This window comes from Butyrivibrio sp. ob235 (assembly GCF_900109475.1).
Lineage (GTDB): Bacteria > Bacillota > Clostridia > Lachnospirales > Lachnospiraceae > Butyrivibrio.
The window spans coordinates 1-18,397 of record NZ_FOBE01000009.1 but is presented as its reverse complement, the minus strand read 5'-3'; the positions used below and the strand labels follow the sequence as shown (position 1 = coordinate 18,397).

The window sequence follows — 18,397 nt, the reverse complement described above, 5'->3', positions numbered from 1 at the left end:
CTCCTTATCACTCCACGTTCTTAAGTGCTTCACTCATGGGAATACGCCCGATCTTGCGATATTCAATCACGGCCACCACCACATAGGTCAGCACTCCCATAAGAAACATTTTAACGTAAACTGACGGATCAAGCCATATAATCATCCAGCCGCTCATCATCTGCTTCAGCATCACCCTGAATATCTCCACCATCACATAGGACAGTATCGGATACGAGATCAGCAGTGAAAAAATCACCACCAGTGCAGTCGGAATAATATAAAGCGCTGCAATCTCTTTTCTGGAATATCCCAGAATCTTTGTCATCGATATTGACTGAACATTTCTCTCGATAATAAGCTTCGACAGCAGATACATCAGCACAATGAACATTATCACTGAAAAGCCGTCCACCATATACATAAGATTTCCCATAGAAATCATAAGCTGCCTTGAAACTCTTGTAAGCGACTCCTCATCTACAGTTGTGCCGATATATTTTTTGTCTATGTCAGTAATCTCCGTGTCCGAAAAGTATCCCGAGAAAAATTCCTCGTCATAGCCCAGTACACTGTTCAGATGCTTCTGACTCATAAACACAGTAATTCCGCCGTCGTAGTCATAGATTCCCGTGACCTTGAAACCATAATACTTATCCTCGTAAGGTTCCTTCAATGTTATGACGGCTCCCTTTTTAAGGTCATACTTATCTGCATACGCCGATGAAATCAGCACCGTTTTTTCATCAAAATCGGCGTTTATATACCTGCTGTTTTCCTTGACGCCGTAGATGGTCACATCCTCGACTCTCGTTCCGCCATCTCCGGTTGTTTTCAAACTGCTCGCTGAGAACTTCTCCGCGTCTCTGTTATTGGTATTTATCTTACTCTTCAAAACCACATAGGAAAAAGCTGCCGAGAGTTCATTATCTGAATCTATAGCACCTGCCGGAATCTGCAAAAGATAAATGTGCTTTGCCAGCATAGTATCCGTCACAATTCCCTGATAATGAACAAGTATCGGTGGAAGCATCATTCCAAAAAAGAGCAGCATGTTTGCAAACAAAAGTCCCAAAAACAGAATAATGTAGCTGCTTTTATTCTGTATGAGTATTCTTATTCTGAACCTGTTGAAAAAGCTGATGTTCTTATTTAAAGGCACCGCAGCTTTCTGCTTCTTTGCCGACAGATCGCGCCTTATCAGCTTTAGCGGACTTATAGAAAGCTTTCTTCGTAGTACAACATAAGTGATTACCATCATGATTATCAGCGGGATTATTGTCGTCTTAAGAAATGCTTCGGCGCTCCACACCGTCACATAGGTCGGTAGTGAATAGCTGCCGTAGTACATTGCAACGCATTCCTCTTTGAAACAGGTATATCCCAGAATATTTCCTATAATAGCCGCGATGACGGTGACCAGAAGCGGCATCGCCATATAATGCCTTATCAGCTCATTTATGGTATATCCGGAAGCCCTAAGAGTTCCTATAACCGTGGCTTCCTTATGAATCGTATTATTTATGGTAACTCCGAAAACAAAGGCAACAATAATGATGATTATGTATAAAAGAACCGTCATCATTGCCTTATCTTTTCCCAGATCATCTCCTGCGAATTTGATGGACTGATTCAGATACTGAGGGGTAAAACTCTCAAGGTCCGCCTTATTTGAGATGGCCTCCATAAGCTCATCGGAAACCTCTTTTTCCTCTTCTTCACCGGCAGGTTTCTTATCATAAAGCCAGGCGTAGTTATACTGAACCTCACTGTCAGGATACTCCGCAAACTGTTTTCCCGATACAACGGCAACTCCGAAGGCAGAGGAGTCGAACATCATGTCGTTATTACTGTAAAAAAGCGCTGTATAATCCGACAATGCTACGAGTCCTACTATGTTGTAGGTTTTCCCGCCCGAAACCAGCGTATCCCCGACACTTAAGCTGTTATTGTCCGCATACATCCTGTCAATTGCGATCTCCAGATCAGCCTCGGGGAAGCTCCCCTTCATCAAACAGGCTCTGTCTATCTCTTCTCTGTTTGGATAGATTCTAAGCTTTGTGTTATTATCAAACTCCTTTTCCACATAGAAGTTTTCATATATCGTAACTCCCTTTTTCTCTATCCGCGCCTTCTGCGAAGCGGTGAGAGGATCTTCCGTCCTGAAATTACCATCCTCGACGGCGTACTTTTCAAAGCTCTCATTATATGCCTTGATCATGCTCTCCCCGGCAACCAGGAATCCCGAAACGAAGCCTATGGACAGAACCATCAATATGAAAATAACTATGTATTTTCCGATATCCCCTTTTAGCTCGCGAAGGAGCCTTTTATTTAACGGATTTTTCATACCATGCTCCTTTACCAGTCAAGCTCCGCCGCTGAAAGCTTCTCTTCGTTTCTGTAGCTCTTACGGATAACACCGTCTCGCAGTTTCACTACAAAATCGGCCATATTCTTTATGGCGTCGTTATGAGTGACCATAATGACCGTATTACCATATTTCTGATTAACCTCTTCAATTAATGCCAGAATTTCTTTTGAAGTGTTGTAATCCAGAGCACCTGTCGGTTCATCACACAGCAAAATGTCGGGATTTTTAATTATGGCTCTTCCTATTGCACAGCGCTGTTGCTGGCCTCCGGAGAGCTGACTAGGAACCTTATTCTGGTGTTCGGTAAGTCCCAAAACACTTATTATTTCATCTATGTTCAATGGATTTTTGGAGAGATATGCTCCTACTTCGATATTTTCTCTTACCGTCAGATTCGGTATAAGATTGTACATCTGAAAAATGTACCCAAGATGATCTCTTCTGTATGCCGTCAGCGTCTTTTCATCCATATCCGACATACTCTTATCCCGGATGATTATCTTCCCGGAATCGGCGTTGTCTATTCCGCCTATTATATTTAGCAAAGTGGATTTGCCCGATCCTGACGGGCCCAGAAGCACCACAAATTCGCCCTTTTCCACACTCAGACTTATGTCCTTTAGAACCTCCACACGGCTTCCGTTTTCGCCGTATGACTTTTTAATATTCTGTAATTCCAGCTGCATAACTTTCCCCTTCATACCATAAATCCTATGCGCTCAGTGAAGCTTGATCATATCGATTCTTTCAACGATACCTATATCCTCAAGCGCTTTGATCATGCGATATACCGTGGCAGTCCCGATGGATTTGTCCTTTGCTCGCACAATACAGCATATATCCTTACATGATGCTCCATCATTTTCAGCAATGACATTTGCCACGATTTTTCTCTGCTTTGTAATTCGCATTCCCTTATCTCTAAGCGCTGTAATTATCTGTTCATTACTCATCATTATATCCCCAATTTGATTATTTTTCGTCAACACAAATAAGTAAATAACTGATAAAAAGTTGCCCCCTCTTGCAAGTTAGCTTTTGCTAACTCTCTGTTTAAAACAAGGCCCGCACGAGGCGGGTCTTGTCTTTTTCTTAATCATTTGCAGGTCTTTGTCTTATGACAGTTTCCTGCCATGGGACAACCTATACAATGAGTTCCTTTTTTCTTTTCTTTATAGATATACCCTGAGGCCAATCCCACAAGCAGTACAATAACTGCACCTGCAATAAAATTACTCATAATTACTCCTAAATCAATAAATCCTTTTAATCAAGCTTGTACTCAAGTACCATTTCTCTCTGGTTTCTCTTAATCAAATATACTACAATGCTTGCAAATACTGCAATTGCAATAAGTCCGAATACAAAGCCGGTTCCGAAGGAACCTGTGGTAATAAGTGTACCTACCTGGTATACAAGGAAACCAACGGTGAAGCCTGTAGCAAGCTGAAGTCCGATTGCGCCCCAGAGCCACTTGGCTGACTTCATCTCTGAGTTCATAGCTCCGAGAGCTGCGAAGCACGGAGGTGTGTAAAGGTTGAACATCAGATATGCAAGAGCTGCAACCTTGGTAATACCCATAACTGCCGCAACTGCGTTACCTTCTCCGATAAGCTCAAGCTCCTCTGTATCGATAAGATTTGAAATAGCATAAACTGTAGCGATTGTACCTACAACGTTCTCCTTTGCAATGAAGCCTGTGATGGCTGCTGCTGCGAGCTGCCAGCTGGCAATACCAACAACCGGAACAAGGAGGTAAGCAAAAGGTCCTGCGATACCTGCAAGGATTGATGTGCTCTCCATACCCTCTTCTACAGGCTGGAAGCTGAAGTTGAAGGTGCTCATGATCTGAACTACTGTGTTACATACAAGAATTACTGTTCCTGCTTTTACGATATAAGCCTTACCTCTCTCAAGCATTGACTTAATTGCAAACATAAGGCTGGGTACCTTGTACTCGGGAAGCTCGATGATGAAGAAGCTCTTTCTGTACTTCATACCTGTGATAGCCTTGATGAGCAATGCTCCGAGAAGGATAAGAAGGATTCCAACAAAGTAACTTACAAAACCAACCCATCTTGACTCAGGGAAGAATGCGCCTGCAAAAAGTGCAATAACAGGAAGCTTTGCTCCGCAGGGCATGAAGGTTGCAAGCATAGCTGTTGAACGTCTTTCTCGCTCGTTTCTGATTGTACGGCAAGCCATGATAGCGGGGATTCCGCAGCCTGTACCGATAATCATTGGAATAACGGATTTTCCTGAAAGACCTACTCTCTTGAAAATAGGATCAAGAACTACTGTCGCTCTGGCCATGTAACCACAGTCCTCAAGAAGTGCGATGAGGAAGTACATAACCATAACAAGAGGAAGGAATCCAACAACGGCACCGACACCGCCGATGATACCATCAACAAGGATCGCATAGAGAAGCGGATTGGCATCAGCCATCTTATCTCCAACAAAGCCCTGGAAAGACTCAATGTAACCTGCAAGAAGCTCTGAAAGCCAGGTTCCTACGGTTGTCTGTGAAATATAGAATACAAGCCACATTACTGCGGCAAAGATTACAATACCGAGAACAGGATGTGTAACAACGCTGTCAATTGTATCGCCGAAGTTCTTATCCTTTGTAAGAACCTTACGATTCTCAACTTCTTTAACAATGCTGTTTACAAATTCGAAACGCTTTCTGTCGGCAGTCTCCACCGCAGCCTTATCGGTAAGATCGATGTCACCCTGAACGTAAGGCTCCTTCTGTCCCTTACCCTGAAGCTCTGCTGCAGCCTTTACAACTTCCTTAAGACCTGTCTCAGAGGTTGCCACTGTCTTAATTACTGGACAGCCAAGCTTTTCGGATAACAGCTTTTCATCAATAGTGTTGCCCTTCTTATCGTTCGCATCTGTCTTATTAAGCGCAACAACTACAGGAACCCCCAATTCCAGAAGCTGCGTCGTAAAGAAAAGACTTCTGCTAAGATTTGTCGCATCAACAATATTGATGATAGCGTCGGGATGCTCGTTTTTTACATAACCGCTGGTGATACTCTCCTCTGATGTAAACGGTGACATGGAATATGCACCTGGAAGATCTACCGCGATCAGCTCCTTTCCGCCATCATAGAAACTCTTTTTGATGACACTCTCTTTCTTGTCAACGGTAACACCTGCCCAGTTACCAATCTTCTCGCTGCGTCCCGTGAGAGCGTTGTACATGGTCGTCTTACCGCTGTTGGGATTACCTGCCATTGCGATTCTCATTACTTTTCCTCCTAAAAAACTTTAAAAATTTATAATTATCCAGAGTAATAACTCTGAGAAGTTATAACGTGTTTTGATAGCAGATGCTAACACCCGTTCGATTTTATCAGTTGTTAATGTTTTATTCCATTTTTAATTAGCAACTAATATTATTTGGGCGTTTTGCTTAGCATTAAGCTCGAATTTTGATAGCGTTCGCTAACTCCGGATCAATATTATATCTTGCATCCTTTATAGCGACCACCAGATTTCTTTTCTTATCAACAACAGTAATGTTCTCACCGCTGTAGCAACCAAGCGAAAAGAGAAAGCTTTCCATCTCCTCATCTCCGCTGGTATCTATCTCATCTATTACATATTCTTTACCGGGTTCTACTTCGTTAAGTGTCATATAATCCTCCTTAAACCAGTTAGCAAAGCATAACAATTAATTAGCCGTCGCTAACTTCATACATAGGATATTCTTATTAAGAATAATTGTCAATAAGAAATCTTATAATTTAAAAGTTTTTTAATATAAATGAAAGCCGCATTGGCAAGATGCGGCTTTTCAGGTAGGAGATTTCTTATGACTATGTGCGTCATACGTTAGTTATTACTAACAAAATGTATGTTAGCATTTGCTAACTTTACTGTCAACCCTGTTTCTGAATTTTTTCTAATATGATATATCTCGTGGCACTCATCCTTAAGTTCATCACTTATATCCTTATGAGCCTGGTTCTCATGGGTCTCGAATTTGCGTAAAAAATCATATCAAAACAACGCTATCGCCATTCCTGTAAAAACGATCACTCCGACAATCCAGACAAGAGAAAGCATTATTCTTTTCTTCAAAATATGATCCCATGTAAGCATATGCCCACCTCCTCAATTAACTTGCTACTGTCAGTTTATCCAGTGATATGCCGTGCTTATGAGCTCTGCTGTATATTTCCGTGCACTTTTTGTATCTGTCAAAAGTTTTAAGCGCCGAGTCCATATCGCCATAAACCTTCCAGAAACCTGTATACTTCACGCCCTCCTCCGGGCTTCTCATAAAACCAACAACATCTTCAACCGGGTAACCGAGAAACAGCCCTATCTCATGAGGGAACGTGCCGTCCTTTGCAAGATGCCTTGCAAGCTGCGCCACACACAGGTCTGCGTTACTGTATGAATAACCTTTTTCTTTTAATATTCTGCATACCTCATCGCTTCTAAAATCTCTTTTAAGATATGAAGGTCTGTATAAATATATGAGTACGTGACCCTTTGAATATTTTACGGGTATCATGCGGATTCCTTTTGATAAGAATCTGCTGTTAAACTCCCTGACCTCCTTATTGAACTTCTCCCTGTCATCAATGTCCACCGTAAAAAGATTTCCTGTCTTAAGTCCCGCCAAGGTAGGCGAGCATAACCTGATCAATAATTGATCCCCCATTGGTATGTCCCTCCGCCGTAAGTGTTAGGTATTGCTAACATTCTTCTCAAATAAAAACCCGCCTATCATCGGGATTTTTTGCCACTTGTTTACATCGTGATAAATGTTATCAATTACCTCTCTTGATTATTATGTTAGCATTTGCTAACTTATTTTGCAAGGAAATTTATTTGTTAGATGAAAGGATGGAAAAAGTATGAGTAAAGTTAAAGTAATATTTTGGAGTGGGAGCGGGAACACTCAGGCAATGGCAGATGCTGTTGCAAACGGAATAACAGGCGCAGGCGGCGAAGCAGAAGTAGCTTCCTTCAGTTCTATCAGTCCTGCTGATGCAGCAAGTGAATCAGTTATAGCTTTCGGATGTCCCGCCATGGGCGCCGAAGTTCTTGAAGAGAGTATCGTTGAGCCCTTCATGGCAGACTATGAGACCAAGTGCAGTGGCAAGAAGGTTGCACTCTTTGGTTCCTACGGATGGGGTGACGGTCAGTGGATGAGAGACTGGCAGGACAGACTTGTAGCTGCCGGAGCTTCAATTATCGGCGGCGAAGGTGTAATCGCCAACAACGCACCGGACGATGATGCAATCTCACAGTGTGAAGACCTTGGAAGAATGCTTGCACAGGCGTAAAGCGCACTAATCCTTCATACATGTTTCTTCAAAAAGAAATGAGACCGAAAACGATGATCATTGTGATCCTCCGGTCTCATTTCTTTTTTAACTTATTGTTTTTTATACCCTGTATACATTGTCAGCAAAAAACAAATTACTGTAGCCCAAGCGAAAAACTTATGGTAATTCATGTTACCCCCTCTCATTATCTTCTCTTCTCAGGTTCGTCATACTGTGAAGCCCCAGCGCTATGGTTGAGCCGTTATGCAGCGTAGCGCTCGTGGCAGGTGTTATGGTTCCAAGAAGTCCCAGCGCTATAAGCCCCAGGTTGAATCCCACAACAAAGCGATAGTTGAAATGAATTCTCTTCATTAGGAGTCCGCTGAGTTCCTTCAAGGTAATAAGTTTGTACAGATCATCCTCGGATATCATCACATCCGCAATTTGTCTTGCAAGCTGTGCGCCTTCACTTATTGCAATGCCGCAATCCGCTTCCGATAGAGCCGGTGAATCGTTGATTCCGTCTCCGATCATGACAACCGTATGACCCTTCGCCTTTTCCTGCTGAACAAATCCTGCCTTCTCCTCAGGCAGAACCTCAGCATAATATGAGTCAACTCCTACCTTCTTAGCTACTCTTTTAGCGATATGTTTAGAGTCACCGGTCATCATGACGATGTTCTTAAAGCCTGCCTCATGCAGTTTTTTAATAACATCCGGAGCTTCAGGCCTAAGCGGATCCTCCAGGCAGATTACTGCCGCGAGCTGTCCGCCTATAGCCAAAAACAGCCTTGAATAACGCTTTGAAATATTATCAAGCTTATCCTGCTCTCCTTCAGGAATAGTGCACGCTTCATCTTCCATGACAAAGTGCCAGCTTCCGATTACGACCTTCTTATCCTCAATGGTTGATGCTATTCCATGAGCAACGACATATTCCACTTTGCTGTGCATCTCATTGTGCTCAAGCCCTTTTTCTGCAGCCTTTGCAACCACGGCATTCGCAATGGAATGAGGATAATGCTCCTCGAGACATGCCGCTATCCGAAGCATCTCGTCCTTGTCACTCCCTGAGAATGTGACTACATCCACAACCTTCGGAGTAGCCATAGTAAGCGTTCCAGTCTTATCAAAAACGATGGTATCCGCATCAGCGATAGCCTCAAGGAATTTTCCTCCTTTTACGGTGAGGTGGTTATCCTGACACTCACGCATAGCTGATAACACGGTTACCGGCATCGAGAGCTTTAGTGCACAGGAAAAATCAACCATTAGAACCGACAGCGCCTTCGTTACATTTCTAGTCAGGAGGTATGCTAGAACAGTTCCTCCGAGAGTATATGGAACAAGCCTGTCCGCAAGATGCTCAGCCCTTGACTCTACGCCTGACTTAAGCTGCTCAGACTCCTCGATCATCTTGATGATTTTCTCATATCTGGTTGCACCGGATGCCTTTTCTACTTTCAGGACTATATCGCCCTCTTCGATAACCGTGCCGGCATAGACATAGGCACCTTCCTTCTTTTCAACAGGAATACCCTCTCCGGTAAGTGTCGCCTGGTTGACCATTGCCTCTCCGGCAACCACGGTTCCATCAAGCGGGATTACGCTTCCGACTCTAACGGAAATCTCATCACCCGGAGCCACCTGATTTATCGGAACCTGAACCTCTACTCCGTCCTTTTTAAGCCATACTCTGTCCGACTTAAGCGCCATGCTTCTCGCGAGGTCGTCTACAGATTTCTTATGAGTCCACTCCTCAAGCAAATCTCCTACTCCCAGCAGGAACATGACAGAGGATGCGGTCTCATAATCACCTGTTAAAAGTGAAACCGTTATGGCAGTTGCATCAAGGACTGAAACCTCGAGCCTCTTTTTCTTAAACAGGCTCACCAGTCCTTTTTTGATAAACTTCAAAGCAAGGATCCACGCTTTTATCCTTCGAAGAGGTGATGGCAGAAATACTCTGCAGCCATAGTGAATAACCACATTGGTTATGAGCTTTTCTTTATAGGATGCCATGAGTTCACGCCCGGTATTTTCCGGAACAAGAGCCTTCACATCCTCCGAATCGGCATCGAATTTCAGTATGCTCTTAAGGAGTTCTTCCCTGTCTCCCTTATAGACAACTACTGCATCCGCGCTTCTCTCATAGACGGTCGCCTTTTCCACCCCGTTAAGAGAAAGCAGATAGTACTGTAATCTATCTGCCTCTTCGAATGAAAACCGTCTCTTGGGCATGGAAAAGCGGATTCGGCCGTTTATCTCATGTTTTATGACTATTTTCATGTGTTATTACTCTCCGACTACGACGTCTTCCTTAGCCTTGCGCTCTTCATTGATTTCTTTAGCTTCCGCAAGGACATCTCCGCAGTTCTCCTGAACCTTGTTCGCGGTATCCATCACGCACTCTTTAGCGCGAAGTACTGCTGCTGTTGTATGTGTGTAGCACTTCTTTGCATCCTTACTGGATAAAACTTTAATACCTGCTGTTCCGAAAAGAACTCCGCCTAAAAACCATGCACAATGCTTCCAATTCTTAATCATTTTTCCAATCTCCTTCTTTGTTAGCAAAATCTAATTGTCCGTATATGAAAACAAACAAATGCAAGATTCCTCCCGCATTTGTTTGCTTTTTAAGCATATCATAATCACATAGCCGCTGATAGCTTTGTACATGATAATTTTTCTCAATCAGGCCTGCTTTTTCAGGACAATCTCGTACATCTCTCCCATGTTTTTAAAGCCATCCTTTGGAGCACATTTGTTGCAATCTCCGCCGCAGCCTCCGCTGCAGCAGGACATATCCACTCTGCGGATTATCCCCATATGCTCCAGATATTCTATCTGTCTTTTCACATTAAAAAGCGTCGATTTTCCGGAATTAGGCTGCCCGAGCAGTGCTATAGTAGCTGTACTCATACTGCCACCTCCCTTACCTCAATGCCCATACATTCATTTCTGTTAAGCGCAATCATTGTATCTCTTGAGTAAATCAGCATTGGCCTGTTTTTATCATTCCTGATGACCTTGACGGTGCATCCCGGAGTAAGACCTATAGATGTAATCCTGCTCACAAACCTCGCATCCCCCGACAGTTTCTCAACCACTGCCTGCTTATTCATAGAAAGCTCACTCAGACTCATACTTTCCTCCTTCATAAAAATAAAGTTAGCTTTAACTAACTATTTATGTTAGAATAGACTAACCAACAGTTCAATATTACTATTCGAGAATATTTATCAGTTAAAGGAAGAAATACAGATGTCTAATATTTTTGCAGCTATAATCATTGTAGCAATCATAGCATTCTCGCTTAGAGGATCAATAAAACACTTCAGGGGCGAAGGTGGCTGCTGCGGAGGTGGAAACTCAGTGGTTAAAGAGCCCGATAAAAAACTCGATAATCCCGTCATCGGCAAAACCACTCTTAAGGTTGAAGGTATGCACTGCGAAAATTGCAGAAACAGAGTAAAGCGCGTGATAAACAGTATCGAAGGAGCCTCCTGCAAGGTGAACCTGAAAAAGGGGCTTGTCGACATTGAATATGACAGGGATATTGATAACGACATATTCATTAAAGCTATTGAGAACCTTGATTTTCATGTTGTTTCTACTATGTAGTCTCATCATAGCACAACAAAAATTAACGAAAAAAAGCAAAAATTCGTCGTCCAAATACAACTATTTTATCGAAAAATAAGTTATAATTATCCCGAAGAAAGTTTTTTATTGACGGGAGGTTATAACATGATAATGAAAAAAGACAATTCTATTCGTAAGAGGGTGCAGTCTGTCATAATTGCGGCAGCCATCGCTCTTACAATCATTCCGGGGACATTTGCCATTGCCAAGCCTATCACAGCACAGGCAGCAACAGAGTCTATAGTCAATTCACTCAGCGAAAACGAGAGAAAGATCTACGACGCTTATCAGTATCTGGATACCAGGATCAAAGAGAAAGATGTCGAGATTACCGCTAAGAACAAATCCGAATTTGATTCAGCCGGATTCTATACAATGTATACCGGCGCTGAGGAGAGAGTTAAGTACTCAGCAGATGATTTGAAGTATGCCCGCCGCGCTTATATCTATTCCAATCCGCTTGAGATTGCTGGCGCCATGGCACAGATCAAATTCCTAACCATCAAGGGCAAGGACAACAAGTATTCCTGCTACGCATACCTTCAGAAAACCGGTGATAACGATTACACCGGCGAGACAAAGGCACTCAAAAAAGCAATCAAGAAAATCATGAAGAACATTGACGAGGACACCAACTTTGTCATGGAACTCCAGTGCTTCGACATGGTTATCAACAATACCACTTATGCAAAGATTGCAATCGACAACAAGGATCTGAAGAATACAGCATATGGTGCATTAGTTCAGCATCGCGCATCAACACAGGGTTATTCCCTTGCATTTGCTGCACTTCTTGATGAGCTTGAGATCAACAACGACATTCTGTTCAACAGCTACAGATGCTGGAATCAGGTAAAAATTGGAACCAAGTGGTATGAGACTGATCTTGTAGCCTGCGATAAATCCACAAAAGGAACTGTTGATTATACCTGCTTCAACACTTCTCAGAAGAAGATGAAGAGCTATGGTCTGACACGTGTGGACTATTGCACAAAGTTCCGTGAGTCAAAAGGATCCAATTCAACAACAAAGAGCAAGCTCCAGAAATACAGTGAGGAAATGTTCAAGGATTCCAAGAACTTTACACTCGGAGTTCTGAACCCGGATAATTCCGTAACACGTACTACTCTTCTTAGCACAGAGCAAACAGTTACACTTGTTCCTGTTTTCATTGACAATTCATCGATGCTCAACTGCAGCATGATTCTTAAGAGTCTGACCATCACTACCAACCCTGCAGAGAGCGCATTTACATGGACTCAATGGACACCAAAGACACCTAAGATCACACTTACAAAGAATGGCCCGGGTGCAAGCAGAGTTCTCAGTGTTGTAATGATCTATGATGACGGCACAAACGAAGGTACAGCCATCTCCTTCAACGTTAATCTTGTTGATCAGGATAACACAACCGGAAGCTTTATTTACAAGGTTATAGATGATGATAATGTTTCACTTGTAAAGTGCACCAAGAAAACAATAAAGAATGTAAACATCCCTTCAACTGTTGCAGTTGACGGAAAGAGCTATAAAGTTTCAAAGATTGAAGCAAATGCCTTCAAGAAATGCTCAAAGCTCGAAACAGTAATGATCGGTGCAAACGTTAAGGAAATCGGCGCTAATGCCTTCTCCGGAAAGACCAAGCTCATCAGAGTTGAAACTCAGGGCTATGTTCTTAACACCTTAGGAAAAGATGCATTCAAGTCAGCTGATGCCAACACCTTCTTCCTTCTCAAAGCTACAAGCTACTCAAAATATAACAAGCTTGTTAAGAAGGTTAAAAAGGCAGGCGGTTCCAAGGCTGTTTATAAGTTCAGAAAGTACTAATACATAGAGGCGTATCCGCCGAATACACAGCATATAATAAGAGCTGCACTCCTAAATCATGGAGTGCAGCCCTTTTCTTTATCCTATTATTTCATTTTTTCATAAATGATTTCTCAATATCTGTCAAGGAAATGATGTTTTTCGCCATCTGCTGTTTTGTAGGCAACTATCGCATTAAGGTGGACATTCTCAACGCTCTTAAAAATATTAGCCTCTATGAAGGGGCTTCTCTCACGAAGCTCTGCGATAAGCTCCTTTATCTCAGCACGCTTACTTCCCTTCTCGGTACCGCCGCAGCTTGCACAGCTCTCTGTGAGGCGGCAGGCGCAGTTGATGAAGGTCAGATTATTGTATTCTCTCCATTTTTTAATGCTCTCCTCGCGAATCAGATAGAGGGGCCTGATGAGTTCCATGCCCTCAAAATTCGTGCTGTGAAGCTTGGGCATCATGGTCTGGAACTGCCCGCCGTATAGCATTCCCATGAGAATCGTCTCGATAACATCATCGTAGTGGTGCCCAAGGGCAATCTTGTTGCAGCCAAGCTCCTTAGCCTTACTGTAAAGTGCTCCCCTTCTCATTCTCGCGCACAGATAACAAGGCGATCCGCTCTCATCAGCCACGATATCGAAAATATCCGAATCAAAAACGGTTATCGGAATCTGCATGAGCTTAGCATTATTAAGGATCGTGGTGTAATTGATGTCGTTGTAACCGGGATTCATAACCAGGTACACCACATCGAAATTCTTTTTTCCATGCTTTAGAAGTTCCTGGAAAAGTTTTGCCATCAGCATTGAATCCTTACCACCGGAGATGCAGACCGCAATTTTGTCGCCGTCCTTAATGAGCTCATAGGTGTTGATAGCCTTTGTAAACTGGCTCCAGAGGTCTCTTCTGTACTTCTTGATGATGCTTCTCTCAATTTCCCTGCAGCGCTTTTCCTGCTCTTCTTCATCTGAGAGCTGGTGCTCTATGGTGTATTTATAATAGCTGTAAATTCCGCTCTTTATGCTGTAAATCTCATATCCCTTGGGTGATAGTTCCTCGCACAGCTCATCCGAGTACTTTCCGGAGTAGCAGATAAGATAAATCGGCTCATCCTTCGGGAGCTCATCAATTCTTTCCCTGAACTCTTCCCTCGGAATATTTACAGCCTCCGGTGGCGAGTTTTTCTCAAATTCTTCGCTTTCCCTTATATCTATGAAAAGCTTCTTCCTGTCATCCGACAGCATTTCTTCGTAGGTCTTTGTATAATTCATTGGCGCTTCTCTCTACATATAGAAGGGGAGCTTAGCAGCTCCCCAAACTGTAATATCTTTTTATAATTGTACCATAATTATCAAATTGTGTAAGTTTAATGATGAACATCCTGTTTATTCTTTTTTAATAAATAGGGCATAATTTACAACTATTATGAAAGTTATCATTGGTATAAACTTATATTTGTAAGATTTTATTCGATGGAATGATACATAGATATATCTTATGAGGGCCTAATGTTTTGAAACAGATCCTTGTTGAATTAAAAGAAATGCCTGAACTCAATATTCAGGTTGAAGAAATAATAAAGACCTGGGAATCCGGCAAATATAAGCAGGTACTTTTTCATATTTACAGCGGTATGGAGGCGGAAATGTTTACAGCTTATGCTGCGAAGAGACTTCAGAAGCTGTTCCCTGAAGCTGATATCGTAGGTACTATGTCAGCCGGAGAAATTATGGACGGACACCTTATCAAAAAAGGTATCCTTATTGGCGCGCTATTTTTAGAAAGCACAACGGCAGAAGTATTCCGCTATGACAATGTTAAAGGAAATGAACCCTCTGTCGGCCGAAAAATAAGAGAGCAGCTAGACAGCATTCCAGAGATTAAAGCCGCAGAGCTCTTACTTCCCGGTACAGAGTTTGATACCAAAGAATTATTCGATGAAATTGATGAATGTGACAAATCCATAAGGATTTTTGGCGGCTATTCAGGCGGTCATACGATGAATTCTCCGGTGCACTATGTGTTCGATGCAAGCGGAATTATGTTTGATTCCATACTGGTAACAACCTTTGCCGGCAGCGATTTTCATATAGATATAGACAAGGTTATCGGTTGGGAGCCTCTGGGAGTCCCCTTCACAGTTACGAAGGCAGACGGACACAAGTTGATCGAGCTGGATAACAGACCTGCTTCCGGGATCTATGAAAAGTTCCTTGAGATTGACAGGCGACTTGATAGTAATGCTAAAGAAGGATATACTTTCCCTCTTCTTGCAGAATATAACGGCGAAGAGTGGCTAAGAAGTGCCATTCACATAGAAGAGGACGGTTCTCTTAATATGCACGGCTCTGTAATGGAAGGGATGGATATCCAGCTTTCCTACGGAAATCCCGCATCAATCGTTAAGCAGGTTAATGAGCGACTTGAAAAGGTTCACGATTTTAAACCGCAGGCAATTTTCATTTATTCCTGCATCGTCCGAAAGGCGTTCTGGGAAAGATATGTTGATCTGGAGCTAAAGCCCTTCGGGCAGCTATGTTCAACTACCGGTTTCTATACCTGGGGCGAGGTCATTCGCGATACAGAATCGGGAGAGATTGTTGAGCATAATGTGACGCAGCTTTCCATAGCTATGCGCGAGGGAGAACCCTCTGACGAAGAACTTCCCGCGGTACAGGTGGATGATTCCGTACTAAAAGGGCCTGCTGCGCAGATGAGAAGGCTGACAAGTCTTGTTTACACGACCATGGAGGAACTCCAGAAAGCACAGAAAGACCTTCAGGTACTAAATGAAAAATTAAGGCTTATGGCAGATAGAGATGCTCTCACCGGTCTTTTCAACAGGGGAAAGACCGAGGATATTATCTATGGTCTTCTTGATGAAACAGCCAAAAACGGAACACCTCTCAGTCTTCTGATGATAGACATTGATTACTTCAAGAGTGTAAACGATGAATACGGCCACCATACCGGAGATTTGGTATTGAAGGAAACTGCAGCCCTTTTGGATGATGCCGCGAACAGAGTTCCGGATGGGCATGCGGGAAGATGGGGAGGAGAAGAGTTCTTTATCATACTTCCGGATACCAGGAGTGAAGATGCCCTGTCGATAGCAGATACACTTAGGAAAAAGGTTGAAAACCACGATTTTCCCGGTGTCGGACACCTTACCATAAGTCTCGGAGTTATTACAGTTAGTAAACGTGTAAATGCAAAGGATATGTTCCTTCGAGTTGATAAAGCATTGTATGACGCCAAAGAAGGCGGCAGAAACTGTATAGTGAAAGTTGAAATGTAAAACCATTAACGTAGGAAACCCCCACCGCTTAGCGGTGGGGGTTTCCCATTGGTTAGATATTCAAATTCCTGTCGGAATTTTTTACTGTTGTTCTTCCTCTTCCTTACGTTTCTTACCTGTTACAAGGAGTGTTGCTACTGCTCCGGCTGCGATAAGAAGAACGATTATTCTGGAAGTATTGGTGTTGTCGTCGGTTCCTCCACGTCTTGCGCCAAGTACCTTCTTCTCTTCTTCCTGGTCTCTCTTTGCTCCGAGAACTGCCTTATCATCAGCGGGATTTCTCTTATCTCCGAGTACCTGAGGATCACCTGTGTTGTCGTTATTGTCGTTGTTATTGTTGTCATTATTTCCGGGTGTATTACGACGTCTTCTAGGTGTATCATCGTCATCATCATCGTCGTCATCGTCAGGTGTAGGCTTCGGATCGGGCTTAGGATCAGGCTGAGGATCGAGCTGTTCAGGATTCTTGGTAACAATACTGTAAACCACGATATCTGATGCAGGCATTATCATCTTCTGGCTTTCAGCGCGAACATCCGTCTTACCTGTAATGAAATCTGCAACATCACCAAAGAAGTTTAGTATCTTTCCAAGTGTTGAAGGAGTTTCCTTGGCAACTTTTTCCATATTCCAAAGGCCGAAGGTGTATCCATCTACTGTCGGAAGATCAGGACACATAAACTCTTCACCGCTCATAGCGGTTCTGTTATGTGTTGCAAGCTCTGTTACAAGTGCATCCCAGTTTGCGGGTTTCTCAACACCCTCTGCAAGTCTGTATTCATAGGTAATGTTATAAATAACTGCCTTGAACTTAGCAACAAAGGTTGTATCTTCATAAGTTGTGTAGTAAGCGTTCGGCTCACCTGATGTGTAACCGGCTGCATTGTCTATGTTCTTTTCATTCTTATTAAGATAATCCCTTGCAAGGTCCTTGCTAAGAGTCTGCTCTGCGCCTTCAATCTTTACTAATGTTTCAGAGCCATCTTCATTCTTAACCTTCTTGTACCAACCCTCGAACTCATATCCGTCTTCAGGAATTGCTGTTGAACCGGTTATATTTTCGAACGAACGAAGCTTGTCTGACTGGTCACCGGGTGATGCAGTTCCGCCCTTTTCACCGATGTAAAGAACATGATATACTTCATCGCTTTCTTCAAATACGGCTATGAAATAAGTATCCTCATAGAGCTCTGTCTCAGGATTAATATTGAGGTTATTTGCTATAGTCGTGGCATCAAGGACTTCCTTATCGGAAACAACTATCTCTGTTCCCATAGGATTCTCAGGTGTCTCCGGACCATACTTAATCCATTTAACAAATCTGTATCCCTTGTCAGGTATAGCTGTTGAACCTTTTATCTTATCTGTTGTGCGCTGTACAAGATTCGTATCTTCCTTATTCGATACAGCACCGTTTCCTTTAGCATCATAGAATACGTTGTAATTTGCAGCCCACTGAGCATAAAGGATATCATCGCCGGAAGTTAATCTGTATGTACCTCCGTTATTGTATGCTGCTCCAGGATCATTGTCTGAAGGATTTGCAACCGTATTCCAACCATTGAAAGTGTATCCCTCTCTGGTGAATTCGTTATCGCTAATTGTTACATCACCTTCCGCAATTCCGGTTGTGGGTTCCATCGTACCCTCACCGCCATTAGCATCATAGGAAAGCGTATCTTCCCAGATTGCATAAAGGACGTCTTCCTTATCTGTGAGTGTATAAGTACTGGTATTCGGTTTATAACTTACACCGGTTCCATCATCCTTAGTATTCCATTCAACAAATGTATAACGTGTTTCATTAAAGGTACACTCTTCTACTATAAGTGATTCACCAATCTCACCTGAAGTTACACTTTCATCTCCGGTTCCATTGTTTGCCTTATAGGTAAGCGTGTCTTCCCAGATCGCATAAAGGACGTCATCCTCATCCGTGAGTGTGTATGTATTACCAGGCTCATATGTTGTTCCCTGTCCATCAGCCTGTGT

Annotated in this window: 17 protein-coding genes; 4 read left to right on the top strand and 13 right to left on the bottom strand. The window is 42.9% G+C overall.

All coding sequences use genetic code 11. The features are described 5' to 3' along the window. Nucleotides 1-7 precede the first annotated feature (7 nt). From BMW61_RS08660 to BMW61_RS08630, 7 genes are all read right to left on the bottom strand, one after another. On the bottom strand, nt 8-2,329 hold the full coding sequence (locus BMW61_RS08660) for an ABC transporter permease (RefSeq protein WP_091821027.1): 2,322 nt from the start codon (nt 2,327-2,329) through the stop codon (nt 8-10). An 11-nt stretch (nt 2,330-2,340) separates the two neighbouring features. Continuing rightward, entirely contained in the window at nt 2,341-3,039 is a 699-nt protein-coding gene (locus tag BMW61_RS08655) for an ABC transporter ATP-binding protein (protein ID WP_022763223.1), read from the bottom strand. Nucleotides 3,040-3,072: 33 nt separating this feature from the next. Beyond that, a complete protein-coding gene (locus tag BMW61_RS08650; protein WP_242829212.1) occupies nt 3,073-3,309 on the bottom strand; it encodes a Fur family transcriptional regulator in 237 nt (78 codons plus the stop codon). 140 nt (nt 3,310-3,449) lie between these two features. Continuing rightward, entirely contained in the window at nt 3,450-3,593 is a 144-nt protein-coding gene (locus BMW61_RS08645; RefSeq protein WP_022763225.1) for a FeoB-associated Cys-rich membrane protein, read from the bottom strand. A 26-nt stretch (nt 3,594-3,619) separates the two neighbouring features. Beyond that, complete coding sequence (gene feoB / locus BMW61_RS08640) at nt 3,620-5,611, bottom strand: ferrous iron transporter B (RefSeq protein ID WP_091821026.1); 1,992 nt, start codon at nt 5,609-5,611, stop codon at nt 3,620-3,622. Between the two features lie 172 nt (nt 5,612-5,783). Then, nucleotides 5,784-6,002, bottom strand: coding sequence for a FeoA family protein (locus tag BMW61_RS08635; RefSeq protein WP_022763227.1), 219 nt, complete (start codon nt 6,000-6,002; stop codon nt 5,784-5,786). 483 nt (nt 6,003-6,485) lie between these two features. Continuing rightward, entirely contained in the window at nt 6,486-7,037 is a 552-nt protein-coding gene (locus tag BMW61_RS08630) for a DUF3793 family protein (RefSeq protein WP_091821024.1), read from the bottom strand. A 196-nt stretch (nt 7,038-7,233) separates the two neighbouring features. Here BMW61_RS08630 and BMW61_RS08625 point away from each other — a divergent pair, with 196 nt between their 5' ends. Next, nucleotides 7,234-7,665, top strand: a complete 432-nt coding sequence (locus BMW61_RS08625; protein WP_022763230.1) for a flavodoxin — start codon at nt 7,234-7,236, stop codon at nt 7,663-7,665. A 174-nt stretch (nt 7,666-7,839) separates the two neighbouring features. On the opposite strand, the gene BMW61_RS08620 is transcribed toward BMW61_RS08625, so the two are convergent. The 4 genes from BMW61_RS08620 to BMW61_RS08605 form a co-directional block, all read right to left on the bottom strand. After that, on the bottom strand, nt 7,840-9,936 hold the full coding sequence (locus BMW61_RS08620; protein WP_091821022.1) for a heavy metal translocating P-type ATPase: 2,097 nt from the start codon (nt 9,934-9,936) through the stop codon (nt 7,840-7,842). A 6-nt stretch (nt 9,937-9,942) separates the two neighbouring features. Further along, nucleotides 9,943-10,194 carry a DUF6110 family protein gene (locus tag BMW61_RS08615; RefSeq protein WP_022763232.1) on the bottom strand — a complete coding sequence of 84 codons (252 nt, stop codon included), beginning with the start codon at nt 10,192-10,194 and terminating at the stop codon, nt 9,943-9,945. Nucleotides 10,195-10,341: 147 nt separating this feature from the next. Next, entirely contained in the window at nt 10,342-10,569 is a 228-nt protein-coding gene (locus BMW61_RS08610; protein WP_091821020.1) for a hypothetical protein, read from the bottom strand. After that, nucleotides 10,566-10,793 carry a FeoA family protein gene (locus BMW61_RS08605; RefSeq protein WP_026498944.1) on the bottom strand — a complete coding sequence of 76 codons (228 nt, stop codon included), beginning with the start codon at nt 10,791-10,793 and terminating at the stop codon, nt 10,566-10,568. Before BMW61_RS08605 ends, BMW61_RS08610 begins: the two co-directional genes overlap by 4 nt. A gap of 118 nt (nt 10,794-10,911) precedes the next feature. On the opposite strand from BMW61_RS08605, the gene BMW61_RS08600 reads away from it, so the two are divergent. Then, nucleotides 10,912-11,271 (top strand): heavy-metal-associated domain-containing protein, encoded by a 360-nt coding sequence (locus BMW61_RS08600; RefSeq protein ID WP_091821018.1) that lies wholly within the window; start codon nt 10,912-10,914, stop codon nt 11,269-11,271. Between the two features lie 126 nt (nt 11,272-11,397). Beyond that, complete coding sequence (locus BMW61_RS08595; protein ID WP_091821016.1) at nt 11,398-13,119, top strand: leucine-rich repeat protein; 1,722 nt, start codon at nt 11,398-11,400, stop codon at nt 13,117-13,119. A 113-nt stretch (nt 13,120-13,232) separates the two neighbouring features. Here BMW61_RS08595 and BMW61_RS08590 read toward each other — a convergent pair whose 3' ends face one another. After that, nucleotides 13,233-14,378 carry a PP-loop family protein gene (locus tag BMW61_RS08590; RefSeq protein WP_022763236.1) on the bottom strand — a complete coding sequence of 382 codons (1,146 nt, stop codon included), beginning with the start codon at nt 14,376-14,378 and terminating at the stop codon, nt 13,233-13,235. A 242-nt stretch (nt 14,379-14,620) separates the two neighbouring features. Between BMW61_RS08590 and BMW61_RS08585 the strand changes: the two genes are divergently transcribed. Beyond that, nucleotides 14,621-16,405, top strand: coding sequence for a sensor domain-containing diguanylate cyclase (locus tag BMW61_RS08585; RefSeq protein ID WP_091821014.1), 1,785 nt, complete (start codon nt 14,621-14,623; stop codon nt 16,403-16,405). Nucleotides 16,406-16,486: 81 nt separating this feature from the next. On the opposite strand, the gene BMW61_RS08580 is transcribed toward BMW61_RS08585, so the two are convergent. Beyond that, a partial coding sequence (locus BMW61_RS08580) for an InlB B-repeat-containing protein (protein WP_175475143.1) occupies nt 16,487-18,397 on the bottom strand: 1,911 nt, incomplete at its 5' end.